This window comes from Thermobifida fusca YX (genome assembly GCF_000012405.1).
Taxonomy (GTDB): Bacteria; Actinomycetota; Actinomycetes; order Streptosporangiales; family Streptosporangiaceae; genus Thermobifida; species Thermobifida fusca.
On the sequence record NC_007333.1, the window covers coordinates 3,369,334 to 3,381,912 of the forward strand.

9 protein-coding genes and 1 tRNA gene are annotated in these 12,579 nt (G+C 61.9%); 4 read left to right on the plus strand and 6 right to left on the minus strand.

Going from position 1 to position 12,579, the window contains the following annotated elements; translation table 11 throughout:
* Positions 1–37: 37 nt before the first annotated feature.
* Positions 38–502: a hypothetical protein gene (locus TFU_RS14250; protein ID WP_011293286.1), complete on the minus strand. Its 465-nt coding sequence runs from the start codon at positions 500–502 to the stop codon at positions 38–40.
* A gap of 551 nt (positions 503–1,053) precedes the next feature.
* On the opposite strand from TFU_RS14250, the gene TFU_RS14255 reads away from it, so the two are divergent.
* Together TFU_RS14255 and TFU_RS14260 are read left to right on the plus strand one after the other, a co-directional pair.
* A complete protein-coding gene (locus TFU_RS14255) occupies positions 1,054–1,623 on the plus strand; it encodes a hypothetical protein (protein WP_011293287.1) in 570 nt (189 codons plus the stop codon).
* A gap of 97 nt (positions 1,624–1,720) precedes the next feature.
* Positions 1,721–2,560, plus strand: a complete 840-nt coding sequence (locus TFU_RS14260) for a VanZ family protein (RefSeq protein WP_041428156.1) — start codon at positions 1,721–1,723, stop codon at positions 2,558–2,560.
* Between the two features lie 313 nt (positions 2,561–2,873).
* Here TFU_RS14260 and TFU_RS14265 read toward each other — a convergent pair.
* Positions 2,874–2,949: transfer RNA gene (locus tag TFU_RS14265), tRNA-Lys, on the minus strand.
* A 676-nt stretch (positions 2,950–3,625) separates the two neighbouring features.
* On the minus strand, positions 3,626–4,213 hold the full coding sequence (locus tag TFU_RS14270; protein WP_011293289.1) for a hypothetical protein: 588 nt from the start codon (positions 4,211–4,213) through the stop codon (positions 3,626–3,628).
* A 930-nt stretch (positions 4,214–5,143) separates the two neighbouring features.
* Between TFU_RS14270 and TFU_RS14275 the strand changes: the two genes are divergently transcribed.
* Positions 5,144–5,965 (plus strand): SAM-dependent methyltransferase, encoded by an 822-nt coding sequence (locus tag TFU_RS14275; protein ID WP_011293290.1) that lies wholly within the window; start codon positions 5,144–5,146, stop codon positions 5,963–5,965.
* A 141-nt stretch (positions 5,966–6,106) separates the two neighbouring features.
* Here TFU_RS14275 and TFU_RS14280 read toward each other — a convergent pair whose 3' ends face one another.
* The gene (locus TFU_RS14280) at positions 6,107–6,439 is read right to left on the minus strand and encodes a histone-like nucleoid-structuring protein Lsr2 (protein WP_011293291.1); all 333 of its coding nucleotides are present in this window, start codon (positions 6,437–6,439) and stop codon (positions 6,107–6,109) included.
* Between the two features lie 2,207 nt (positions 6,440–8,646).
* On the opposite strand from TFU_RS14280, the gene TFU_RS14285 reads away from it, so the two are divergent.
* Positions 8,647–9,252, plus strand: coding sequence for a hypothetical protein (locus tag TFU_RS14285; RefSeq protein WP_011293292.1), 606 nt, complete (start codon positions 8,647–8,649; stop codon positions 9,250–9,252).
* 465 nt (positions 9,253–9,717) lie between these two features.
* Here the strand turns inward: TFU_RS14285 and TFU_RS14290 are convergent, their stop codons facing one another.
* Together TFU_RS14290 and TFU_RS14295 are read right to left on the minus strand one after the other, a co-directional pair.
* Positions 9,718–11,127 (minus strand): PepSY-associated TM helix domain-containing protein, encoded by a 1,410-nt coding sequence (locus TFU_RS14290; protein WP_011293293.1) that lies wholly within the window; start codon positions 11,125–11,127, stop codon positions 9,718–9,720.
* 471 nt (positions 11,128–11,598) lie between these two features.
* The gene (locus TFU_RS14295) at positions 11,599–12,369 is read right to left on the minus strand and encodes a hypothetical protein (RefSeq protein ID WP_011293294.1); all 771 of its coding nucleotides are present in this window, start codon (positions 12,367–12,369) and stop codon (positions 11,599–11,601) included.
* Between the last annotated feature and the right edge of the window lie 210 nt (positions 12,370–12,579).

Consider the following 12,579-nt stretch of genomic DNA (forward strand, 5'->3'; position numbering starts at 1 on the left):
GATGTCCCCAAAGGCTGGAACAGCCACACTGGGCAGGTCACCTGCTCAGCGCGGCCAGCGCCCGCTCATGGGACGCAGCGTTAGCGGGATTCAACTCCGCAAGCCGCGCCAAAGTTTTCGGCCCCTCCCGCTTGAGCAGCGCAAATAGCGCCGTTTCCTGGACCGAGGAAGCGGTTACTAGCTCGCCCTGCCAGTTCCGCACCTCAAACCTGAGCCACTCTCTTTCCCGCCGGGTCAGCGTGGCGGTGAGCGGCTGGTCGGGAAAGTCCATGCTCGCCTCTCCCGTTTTGCGGAACTCGACCACCATGTCGACCAGGCCCCACCAAAGGAACTCGACATCGTCCCAGAGGCTCTGGTTGAGCACCGCCTTCCCGGAGAGCACCAGCTCAATCGCCCCCTCCAGGTAGGCCTTGGTCGGCTGCCGCTCGGCTTCCATGGAGAAGACGTCAATGAAGCGCCCCCGAGGAGTGCGGAGGTAAGTGGAGATGTGAAGCCGGTCCATCGTCTCCTCAGATGGTCCAGCGGGGTGCAGTCAACGCTGGAAGGAAACAGCGCACCTTATCGGGTCCTCCTGGTGCGCTTCTTCATGCTTCCAGTCGTGATTTATGAGAGTCCTGCCCCGTGTTCTCACATAAGAAATCCGTCTGCTGCTCCTCAAAGCTCCCGGTGGAAAGCGAACGGGCACCCTTATACCACGAATACCGCTGTGGCGTGTTGCTCACCAGAGGCGGATTCTCACGCGGTAACTCTCGTGCAGCTGTTGCGGGAACCTCCGCGCTCGGTTTCTGAGCTGGACAAAGACCAGCCCCAACTGCCAACCCTGCCGGGCCCTCACAACAAACAAAAGACCTAATGTGGTCAAAATAAGGATTTTCGTTTCTTGTCTTGCCATACTCTCCTCTGGCCAGGAAGTACCATCCTGGTTTCCAACGGCACTTCCTTCCTCTTTTAGGAGAGCTGATCCGACACATCGGCTGTTTCCTTAGAGACATCGAATCAGCGATCACCTCTTAGTTGTTTTGCATATATAAAAAGAAACGGATAGGAACACTGGTGGCAAGAAGAATCTCTGAGAAATCCTTCGTTGCCAAAGCCGCAGGAACAGTGGTAGCAGCGGTCTCCCTGATTGCTCTGACTGCTAGTCCTGCGTCTGCTCAAGAGTCCAATCACACCGTCTTCGAGCAGGAAATTATTATCACGGATGACTACGAGATCCTCGAAGTCGGCGAGGGCAAGGACGTCGAAAGCGTAGAGGAATACGTCCGACAGGCCATGCGGGAAGACGGCATCAACACTGACGGTCTTGGAACGTTCACCCCGATGGCGATCGGCTATGGGTACCTGAGCAACGGAACTCTGCGTGTCGACGCCATCGACTGCAGGGTTGCCTCCGTGGACTACTTCAAGAACTACGGCAACACAATTACTGCGAGGTTTGGTGTCCGCCAGTCTGGAGAATCCGATCAGTGGAGCTCCTACATGAACGTTCCTCCTGGAGGAAGGGCCGGAGCAACATTCCGTATCCGCTCCTACTTCACCTATGGCGGACCTCCTATTTCCGGTCTCATGCAAGTCACAGGGTCAAGCACGACTTACACGACTGAAAGGGTCTCGTGCATGTGACCTGAGAAGGTTTAACTGAAACTGATTTACTTTCCTGATTGCGTGCGTCCAGGTACCTCCGGACGCACGCAACCAGGTTTCACGAAAGAAACCCGTCATGTGGCAGGTATTGTTCTATGTGACCCCGATCACGGTCGGTATCGCCCTGGTCATTCTGGGAGTATCCGCCGTGGTGGTGGCTCGATGGAACCGCCGCTCACCGCGGTTGTTCCCAAGGGAAGCCCGATGGCTTCTGGGCACGGCCGCAGCGGTGTACCTGCTCATTCTGGGCGGTCCCTTGCTGGGGTGGGACAAGGTCGGCACCACCGGTTGGGGCATAACGTGGAATCCGCTGTCGGCCTATGAGGAACTGCGCCAGAGAACCCTTGCTTCAGAGGGCGCCTACCTGGCACTGGGACCTAGCGCGGAAGAAACCGTTTACTACGGGGCACGAGAACTATCCCCTGAAGAATTGGAACAGGCGCGTCGGGAAGTCGATCCAGGCGACGCAGCCTACTACCGTTATCCCACTACCGACGGCCGCATCGTATGGATCGACGCCTACGGCCACGACGTGGACCTCGACAAACGCGCGGAACTTGAGGCTGTCCCGCCACCTCCTGTCCGCACCGAGCCGTCAGCAGGCCTCATTGTGGAGGAGAAGATCGTCAACGCCCTGCTCTTCGTGCCCATCGGCATTTTGGCTTTCGCTGCTTTCTCCTCCTGGTGGGCGCGCCTAACCACAGGACCAGGGCTGTCACTGGCCATAGAGACAGTCCAGTGGGCAATGGCTGCTGGCCGTACCGCAGACACCGGTGACCTACTCGTCAACACTGTGGGCTCCGCGATAGGGGTGGCCATGACCGCGTTCGCCTCGCTGTGCCTCGGCTTCTTCCATCGCGAGGGCGCACGGCACCACAGCCCTGTCATCGCGGGAGAGGACAGCCTTCCCGTTTGAACAGCGCAAATAGCACCCGTTTCCTGGACTGAGGTCTTCATTCCCTCGCTGTTGAGGGACCTGATGATACGGCAGTTCTTCCCCAGGACACGGGAACGAGGCGTTCAGTGAGCCGGTAACCAGCTTTACTGGCACGGTCTCCGTTCAACCGTGGCCGCGGGGGAGCGGAGGCGTCCACTGGTGGAGCAGAGCCTTCGTCCCAGAGACCTGGGCGATGCGGGGGCGAGGGCTCCAGCCGACTGCCGGAACTAGGCGCACACGACGAAGCCCCGGGTCGGATCCTGTCTAGACAGGATCCGACCCGGGGCTTTTGTGGTGGGCCACCTGGGGATCGAACCCAGAACCCGCGGATTAAAAGTCCGCTGCTCTGCCAGTTGAGCTAATGGCCCGTGACATCTCACCCACTAGGGTGCCACATGCCTTCCTTAAGAGTAACGGGTTTTCGGACTGGATGTGGCCAGAGGGGGGTGGTGCTGGGTGTTATGAACACAACTGTAGGAGATGAGCCTGATTGCTACCAGCAAGAACCAAGCAGGCGGAGTGAAAATTCCTGGACGGAGCAGCCCGTGACTGTCCCAGGTACTTGGTGTCGCAGTGCCCCGGTCACGTGCCGTCGGTAGCCCTGCGCCTGGCCGCCTCGTCGGTTGTCCATCCCAGAGTTGGGATCCACTTTCAGCGATGCCCCTCGGCTGGCCTCGGCGGACCGGTACAGGCCCTCATCCAGGCCGTGCGCTGCTCGCTGACAGCGGCCCGTAGAGAACTGGGTGGCCCGTCACGATGTCTGGCATCCAGCCGAAGAGGGCCCTGAGACGAGCCAGAGTGCCTTCACGTGATGGGGGCCATGTGATGGGGGCACAACCCACTAACAGACAGGACACCTTGCAAGAAATTAACGATGAATACCTTAAATGTGCCAAAAATTTACTTGTGAAACTTCGTAAGAACCACTATCGTCAGCTAGCGAAAGAGTTTTGCTGGCCCCTACGGGAGGTCAGAAGTCGTGGAGCCAGGTGGCCTGGGGCAGACCGGGAGCCTGGCTCGGCGCGTTTCTGGGGCCGAGTATGCCTAGCGGACGAAGACTGTGACATCGTAAAGATTGTCGTGGAGGATGTCGCAGTACCTCGACTCTCCGTCCTGTTTAGCGCGAACTGCTCCGGCAACGATGTCAGCCGCCCATAGCAGTGGCTCATTGCCGCCAGGTTCGTGCCGGAGCGTGAAGCGGTCATCGTTGTGCTGCGCTTGGAATGGCCTGACCACCCGTTCGTCTTTTTTGTCGAGAGTCCGGCCACGCGACTCCAGCACCAGGGTTCTCACCTCGTAGCCGTAGAGTTCGTCCACCAGCCTCGTGAGACAAGCAGCGCGAGCCCGCTCCTGACGTTTTAAGGGCACAGGGGCGCCGACTGCGACAACGTGGAAGCCTTCAAGAGAGGCAACTGTAAAGGCTGCAGCCTCCCTTTGCTTTCGGTCCATCTCGTTCCAGTGCAGCTTGTCAGTGCGACGATTGCCGCGGAGCTCGCGCATCGCTTGGCGAGCTTCTTCGGCCACAGAGGGATCGAACGTCACACTGGCTAACACGTAGTAGCCGCCGGATACAGCTTCGAGATAAGACTCGTCGCCATAGGCCACGCGACCACCAGCAGGAGAAGAGTCCATCGGGGGGATCCATTCCAGCGCATTGTTTACGCCTATTCTCCTTGAGCCCGGCCATACAGGCGAATCTTGCTACAGAGCCCAAGCAAAGTGGCGATCTCGGAGCTTCGGTCCTTTCGTTCCGACAATTTTTGACAGTCGATCCCTAACCCCGAAAGCTGGACAGCAGGTGTTAACGGTAAGTCCTTACTCCCCTGCAGGGAGGGCTGTTCTAGGCACGGTGGATCAACTCAGGGATCCGATCACCTTTCCTCGTCTTCCTTCGAAGACAGCACAGATCTGACACACAAAGCACCACAAACATCAATTTGATCAACAAACACCCCAAACATCTCAGTCTGGGAAGTGTTTGTCGGCGGGCGTCCTGCCGTGGCCGCCATTGCTCCCCGTCGACTTCCCCAACCGAACGTAGCGGTTAGCCTTTTCCCACCCCGGAAGGATCCCCAACCCGAAGCCCAGGAACGTGTCTGGCAAGGTGCAGTGGGCATACGGTTTTCAGGGAAGCCTCTGTTGAGAAGCTAGCTCGGTGCGCCCCTGGTCCTTCGTTCAGTCCTACGGCTCTGTGCCTTGAGGCCGACCTTGCGCCTCTTGTCCGTGGACGGGTTGACACGCTGATGCCTTAAAGCGTTCGTCGCGGGCAGTACGGCTGTGATCCTCAGCGGGTGCGCACCAACCGCCTGTCCTGACACTTGCGCTCCATGAATGGCAGCCAGAGAAGCCCGAAAACCTGATAAACCAGGACAAAACGAACAAAACCACGAAGCTTCCCGGAATGCTTCTTAGTGGTGAGAAGCCTCCCCAGGCTCTTCACCACGGAATCGCGTCCCCACATCCACTGTCGGATCAATAGCGCTCACGGGGACATCAGAGCACAAAAGCGAACTACGATGTCGGTGTTTTCCCTTTTGAATCCCCCGAACGAGGAGCGCACTGATGAGCGACGAGCAGCACGACTCCGTGTGGCCGCCCCCAGGGCTCGACTTCTCCAAGCCCACGATAGCCCGCGCCTACGATGCGCTACTCGGTGGCAAGGACAACTTCGAAGCCGACCGGGCCTTGGCGGACTACGCCTGTAAGCACATTCCCGGGCTCAAAGAATCGGCTATCGAAAACCGGAAGGTCCTGGTCCGCGGAGTGAGGTTCCTCGCCGGTGAGGCAGGGATCAGCCAATTCCTGGACTTGGGCAGCGGGTTGCCCACTGTGCAGAACACGCACGAAGTTGCCCAGTCGGTCAACCCTGATGCGCGCGTGGTCTACGTGGACATCGACCCGATGGTGCTCACCCACGGTCGGGCGTTGCTGGCAAAAGACCCCAACACCGCGGTGTTCACCGCAGATGTCCGCGACCCGGAGTACATTCTCAACCATCCCGATGTGCGCCGCATGATCGACTTCAGCCGTCCAGCAGCAATCATGCTGGTGGGCATGCTGCACTATCTCTCCCCTGATGTTGTGGACAGGGTGGTGGGCGCTTATCGGGACGCACTGGCACCGGGCAGCTACCTTTTCATGACTTCCCTGGTGGACACGGGGCTTCCCGCACAGCAGAAACTGGCTCGGATCACTCGGGAGAACCTCGGCGAAGGGTGGGCGCGCACCCCCGAGGAGATTGAACGCCAGTTCGGCGACTTTGAACTTGTGGAGCCCGGCGTCGTCTACACCGCGCTGTGGCGTCCTGACGAGCCGGTTGACCCGGACAACCTCTCCCCGGGGGAGCAGTTGGGAATGGCTGGAATCGGCCGTAAGAAGGCCTGAGTGCGGCGATTCCCGGTCTCGTGACTTTCTCCCCGGTGACCGGGGCGGGGTGATCTTCCGTCCCGGGGCACTGCAACGAGTTTTCAAAAAACTGTGAAGGGGACGGCCATGTCCCCTTCACAGTTGTCAGGATCCTTCTTGCTACCCGTGGATGGCTTCGTATTCGTCCACGATGGCCTTCGGGATGCGCCCGCGTTCGCTGATCTGCTTGCCCTGCTGCTGCGCCCAGGCACGGATCTGTGCACTCCTCTCCCGGCTGAGCGCCGTGCGCTTTTTGGTCCTGGAGACACCCCGACGCGCCGGAACCTTGCGGGCGGCTTCGACGAACGGGGCGAGTTCCTCACGCAGTCGCTTGGCGTTAGCGCTGCTGAGGTCGATCTCGTAGGAAGTGCCGTCGAGTGCGAACGAGACCGTCTCCTCGGCTTGACTGCCGTCAAGGTCATCAATGAGAAGGACCTGGACTTTTCGTGCCATGAATCTCTCCTGAGAAATCCGAAAAGCAATTGGCCTCTTCGGCCAGTACCCCCCTTTCATCCCCCCAGTGCAGGACTCAAACCTGTGGGAGAGAACTATTCGTTCAGGGCTCCGGAAACAACCAATTGTCGCGTGTGTTCTCCCGCAGGCTCGTATACCTGGCTCTGAACCCAGGAGACTGGTTGTCAGCTTTACGGAGTCCTAGGGAGGACGTGGATCACCGGCCCATGAACTGTCCTTTACCGCGATAAGAGCGTGTCTTCTCCACTTCCGCTGAAACACAGCGCTGACTGGAGCATTAAAAGCGGTTTACACACGGGGGGTTAAGCACAGACAGTAACAGAGCCATGACGTTAGTGGACACGGTGAGTGTTGGTGGTAGTTGGGGCGGCTGTTGAGGAAAACAACCGCGGTCTCCTTATCCCTTATACCAGTTCGCTTCCCAGTCTAAGGCTTACCCACCAGCAAGAGTCATCCTGTCCGTTTCTGGGTTCTGTTCGTGGCGGCGTGCAGAGGGGATGTGCCGACGGGCGGCGGGGAATGCCCGCTGGGTCTGCGATCCTCACCCCCAAGAGTGTGTCTTCGCAGGTCCGTGCCGGTGCTGTCGGCGGTGGTTGTGCTCCTGGACACTTCTTTGGTCGGTTTTCTAGGCCGCATCTTGGGGCTTTGCGCGGGAGATTGACGGTTCGGTCATTGGGGGTCCCCGGCCGTCCCTACGGATTATCGGATGGTGAAAGGTTGCGGAGTTGTTCTGTCGCCGTTGCCTTCTCCCACGTCGCTGCGGGGCGGGGTGCAGCACTGCTGGTGGGGATCGGTGCTCTCCCTCCCTGCGATGGGGCGCATCGGTGGGGGTGACGTGGGTCTCTGTAAGGCAGTTCCTGAGTCGTGAGCACAGGGCGGGATCGCAGGTAGTCATGCTCTTCCCTGCACAGTGGAGAAATCCCTTTCAGGTGCTCGCACATTGGTGGTTTGCTTCGGGATTCCTTTCGGCGATTCAGGCAAGTGCGGGGGGAATGGTGGCCGGGAGCGGGTTGAGTTTCCGGTTATCGAGTATCACGACACCGTGTTCTGAAATTTTTATCTGGCTCAGCAAAATTTCAGGAATGCACAACGGAAAGGGAATGGCTCGGTAAAGATTGCGAGTGGAGAGCGGAGAATCAGCGTCTGTGAAATGACGCGGATTCGGTGTCTTTTTTCTGCGGGCCGTGATCTGTGAGACGGGCTGCGCGAGGCGGTTTCCCCTCCGGGGGAGGGCAACGTTGCCCAGGGGTCGTGGGTGCTGCGCTTCTCGTGGGGTGCCGTGCGGCGCTGGGCGCCTGGGCTGTGTGGGGTACGGGGTACGGGGTCCGGCGGCTGGCTCCAGCTCCGCGCTGGGGATGGGTTTCTGCTTGTGTGTCTGCTTGGCCTGTCGTGGTTCCCGGAGCTGCGGTGGCCGGGGGTTCTCGGTTGTCGGTGCGGGGCGCGCTCCAGGGTGGTCCGCTGCTGTCGCGGGATGCTGTCAGATGTCCCCCTTTTTGTGCGGTTGTGGGGGAGCGTGGGCGTAGCAGAGCCGGGTGCGGGGTGGCGCGCTGGGGCGGCGGCCGGTGGTGCGGTGCGGCTGTGGTGTTCGGGAAGGTGCTGGGCAGGGCTGGAATGGTCCGATCAGCGTGCGGGAATTCCGGTGTCCGGTGCGGGGATGGTCAGATCGGGTCCGATTCGGGACGGTCGGCCCGAACCGGCGGACTTCCTACTTCCAGCCGGCCTAAAAACCTGAAAAAAGTTCGCCGTAACTAGCACTCTCCGTCTTCGTTTTTGTTCCGTGCCATCTTCACCGATCCCCCTCGCGTGCGCAGCTCACCGACGATACGGAATCCCCCTGGACACTTCTGTACAAAATTGAACATTTTCGAATGCTGCTGCACGTTGCCGCTACCGTCCCCGCGCTCACCGGGCAGGACCCTGCCGCACCCAGCAAAGACACAGACCGGACATAGCGGACTCATCCCCCGTCTGGGGGATTGCGTCACACCACTGTTCCGGTAACTTCTTTCCCACAGTCCAATATTTTGTGGAGAGTTTGACCGCGCTCTTCCCTATACGGCGACAGACCGCCATTTCCGGGTCGCGTCCGGGCAGGCGCCCCATTCGCTTTCACGTCCAAGGAGTAGTGGCTCCGTGATCGTTCGTCTCAGCACCAGCGTGTCCGCCGGAGTCCGGGAGGTGCGAGTATGACCTCTGACCTGCTCAGCCCTAGCGGACCACATCCTTCCCTGCGTCGCACTACCCCGTCGACCGTCTACCGGGTCGCGCCCGACGCTCTTCCCAAGCGAGTGCGGCGGGGAGCCGACGGAAAGCTCTACGGTGAGGTGCCGCTGATCCCCGTCCCCCACGACGAGGGAGACCAGGGTGTCCGAAACACGCGGGGTGGGGAACTGGACCGGCAGCCTCCTCGTTCCACGGCAGTCCCCGACCTAGACGGACACGACACCCGTCCGGACCCCTTGGCCGCCACTACGCCAGCGGAGTTTGTGGAGGCCATGCGGCTCTTCCGCCGCTGGGCGGGCACCCCTTCCTACCGGAAGATGCAGCAGAACTGCGGCAACCGGTGCTCTGCCACCTCGTTCCACACTGCACTGAGCCAGGACAAACTCCCGAAGCTTTCCCTCGTCGAAGCGTTCATCGCCGCGTGCGGCGGCAGCGACGAGGAGTACCGTCGCTGGGCCACTGCCTGGCGCAGGCTGGAACTGCGTATCGCGGACCGTTCGAACCGCCGTTCCCCCGCTTCTCCTTCACTCCAGCGTGACACCGAGGAGGCATCGGACCGCGAGGAATAGCGTGTCCTGGTCTGACCGGTCTGCTCCTCTGCCGTGGTAAGGAGGTCCCGCTCGCCTGGGTGAGCATTTCCCCGTGGACGACGCGTGGGCACGAGCCGACACCCCGCCCAGTAGCGGCTACGCCGCCGTATCCCAGCTTCCCTGCCCGGTCCACCGAAGTCGTCCGCCCGCCAGTGGCTGCGCACTGGCGGGAAACCCGTTGCGGCGGTGACGGCAGCAGTTGCGGGACGCGGGCAGGACATGTGGTTCGTGGACTGCCTGTTCGACGATGGCGCCGGGGCCTGGGGAGGGTGGCTGCGGTGTTCCCCGGTGTTTGCGGGGTCTCCGCTGCGCTACGGTCCCGGGCCTGTCGACGGGTGCTCATGTCCGGGCTGTCCCTAGGTCCGCGCATTCCTGGGCTGAGGTGAGGGGTGCCGCCGGGGCCCATAACCACGGACGCCCACCCCGGCGGCACCGGCAGGGAGGTTACGTGCTCGTTCGGGCGATGACCGCGTCCATGACAAGGAATCCCACGAGGGAAACCGTCCAGACCGGCATCAGCCAGCCCAGTCCGACGAGCACCGCGACGAGTGCGACCTTCGCCCACAGGGGCAGCCGTCGCCAGCTCCCACGTGGGAACGGGCGACCTAGGGCGAATCCTTCCCGGGTGGTGGGGCGGCGCTGCCACCACATGCGGTATCCCCAGATGATGAGAGCCAGGATGCCCACGGCCAGCGCGGTCAACACAAGCTGGTTGGGGAGCCCGAACAGCAGGCCCATGTGCGCGGCAATGCCCCACACGGTGAGCTTGGCCATCAGCGGGTAGTCCTCGAACCGCAGGATGTCGATGACTTCCCCGGTCATGGGGTCGACGAGCGCCGAGTCCTGTTGGACCGGCCATTCCCTGCCGGTTTCGACGACTTTGAACGCCTGGGTTTCGGAAGCCGGGTAGATCACTTCGATGGGGCCGTCGATCCCGGCTTCGCGTACCGCGCCGACGACTTGGTCGACGCTGACCGCGACGTGGTGCTCGTGGCCGTGTTCTGCGGTTGTGCCGCCCGTGTCGTGGTGTCCTGCTTCGAAAACCTCCGAGTTCAGGGAAGGGGTCTGCCAGTTCAAGGCTTGGCGGATGGTTCCGATGTTCTGCCCGGCATAGGCTGACCAGGTCATGCCGGTTGCGGAGAGCGCGAGCACTCCGAGGAGCATCCACACGCCCACGGTGCCGTGCCAGGACATGGTGTTGCGCCGCCCGGTGGCGCCCTGGTCAGGCAGGAAGACGCGGCGGATCCACGAGCCGGTGCGGCCGCGGCTCACCCACAGGACAACGCCCCCGAGGGCGACCACCCACAGCCAGCTTGCCGCGAGTTCGCTGTAGAGGCGGCCGACCTCGCCCAAGTGGAGATGGCGGTGGAGCATGCTGATCCAGGTGCGTACCGGGAGGGCGCCGCTGTTGCCGTAGACCTCGAGGGTGCCGAGGACTTCCCCGGTGTAGGGGTCGACGAAGACGCTGGAACGGACGCTTTCTTCCAGCCCGTCGACCTGGAAGAGGACTCGGGTGCTGTCTTCGGGGCCGCCGATACGGATCGCGTGGAGGGTGCCTTCCGGGTGGGCTTCTTGGGCTGCTTCGACTTGCAGGCTGAGCGGAATCCGATGCCCTTGTTGTTCAACGCGCAACTGGTCAGCGTAGAGCCATTGTTCGAGTTGCGGGGTGTAGGCGTAGAGAAGCCCGGTGATCGCTGCGACCGCGATGAATGGTGCGACGAGGACTCCCGCATAGAAGTGCAGGCGCAAGGCGAGGGCGCGCAGCGGCGGCCAGAGTGACGGGGCGCTTCGGTGCTGTGTGGGAGCAGTGACTGGTTCCCCGGAGGAGGGCGGGGCGTGCTCCTGTGTGGACATATTTCTCCTTTGGTGTGTGCCCCCACAGTGGACATGGTTTAGGGCTCCGCATGTTCCCCACCCACTGGTGATTTACTGTCAATTATCCTCTCATTACGGAAAGTAAGACAAGATTCGCAGAAGTGTTCCCTGGTCATATCGAGGCCATGCCAGGTGAGCTGCTGCGAAATGCGAGGGTCCGGCACTGGCGGATCAGTGTGGGTGTTCCGCACGAGAATGGCGGCAGGACAGGCGCGCGCCAGTGCACGTGGGACCAGGCGGGGTTGCGGCCCGGTGTGGTGGGCAATGAAGCCTGTAAAGCCTGGGTCAAGGGCGTCTTCTCCGGTCACCATAGCGGGAGAAAGACGCAGGTCAAAGCTTCACTGCTGGTCTCGTGTGCCGCGCAGGGCCGGGTGCTTCCTGATGTGAGGCCCTCGCCGGTCCCGGTGGGTTGGGCGTCCCGGGGCGGCATGCTGGTGGCCCGGGTCGGGGTTAACTGCTCACCAAGAGCAGGAGGCCCGCGATGCCGAGGAGCAGGGCGCTGCCGCTCAACAGCAGGGCGTGGACCGGCGGTCCGGGGACGGGCGGGGGCGCGGTCGTGCTGTGTTCAATGCTGAGCCGACCGTCTTCGGGGGCGACGAGGACGGGGTGGCCTTCCCGCAGTTCTACCCGGCCCCGCACGATCAGAGGGTCCCCTGCGCGGATGGCGCGCTCCCGGTATTCGAATTCGAGGGTCTCTCCCCGGAAGATTCCGGACACGCGGCCTTTGATCCGGCCGAGCAGGTCGTCGGCGGGAGCAGGTACTCCGCGTTGCGGGCGGCTGACGACACGTTGGAGGCACAGGTTCACCCGGGTGGTGTCGGCCTCCTCCGGGTCCACCAGGATCGGCTGGTCGCTGGGAGGACTGCCGTCGGGGCCGATGAGGGCGAACAGTTCCGGGGAGCTGTAGTCGGCGATCCGGTCGTCGCCGAGCACTTGTTGGCGTTCCCCAGTCTCTTCAACGGTGCGCCAGGTGGTGTAGTGACGGATGACTTCGTGGCCGTGCCACACGCATTCCACCCCGGCTAGGCGGGATTCGACTGTTCCGGCCGGTCCGGTGGCTGCCCGGCCGTGCAGGGTGACGTTGTGGCCGGCGAGAGCGACGAAAGCGCGGGGGCACAGAGTGGCCAAGGCGTGGCGGTGCTGCCAGCGCCGGTAGGCGAGGAAGCCCATGGGTGCCAGAATCGCCGCGCTGGCAAGGAGGGCAATTCCGATCACCAGCATGAAGCCCCTCTTCTCTATTGTCGTGGTCCGCGGGCCACGGCATCCGTGCCCCTTGTCCGTTCCTTACTTCTTTACCAGGGTCTGTGCCGGGCTAGGGCCATAACAGGGAGACGTGAGAACGTCTCCACTGATATCCGTCGTGGACAACGCCTGCCCGAATGGCGGGTAGCCGGTGCCGAAGAGAACGGAGAAAACCGTGGTAGGCGCAAG

What these genes read in the sequence shown, in the direction of transcription:
- TFU_RS14250 (WP_011293286.1), bottom strand. Translation starts at nt 502, where the DNA reads ATGGACCGGCTTCACATCTCCACTTACCTCCGCACTCCTCGGGGGCGC.
- TFU_RS14260 (WP_041428156.1), top strand. Translation starts at nt 1,721, where the DNA reads ATGTGGCAGGTATTGTTCTATGTGACCCCGATCACGGTCGGTATCGCC.
- TFU_RS14270 (WP_011293289.1), bottom strand. Translation starts at nt 4,213, where the DNA reads ATGGACTCTTCTCCTGCTGGTGGTCGCGTGGCCTATGGCGACGAGTCT.
- TFU_RS14275 (WP_011293290.1), top strand. Translation starts at nt 5,144, where the DNA reads ATGAGCGACGAGCAGCACGACTCCGTGTGGCCGCCCCCAGGGCTCGAC.
- TFU_RS14280 (WP_011293291.1), bottom strand. Translation starts at nt 6,439, where the DNA reads ATGGCACGAAAAGTCCAGGTCCTTCTCATTGATGACCTTGACGGCAGT.
- TFU_RS14285 (WP_011293292.1), top strand. Translation starts at nt 8,647, where the DNA reads ATGACCTCTGACCTGCTCAGCCCTAGCGGACCACATCCTTCCCTGCGT.
- TFU_RS14290 (WP_011293293.1), bottom strand. Translation starts at nt 11,127, where the DNA reads ATGTCCACACAGGAGCACGCCCCGCCCTCCTCCGGGGAACCAGTCACT.
- TFU_RS14295 (WP_011293294.1), bottom strand. Translation starts at nt 12,369, where the DNA reads ATGCTGGTGATCGGAATTGCCCTCCTTGCCAGCGCGGCGATTCTGGCA.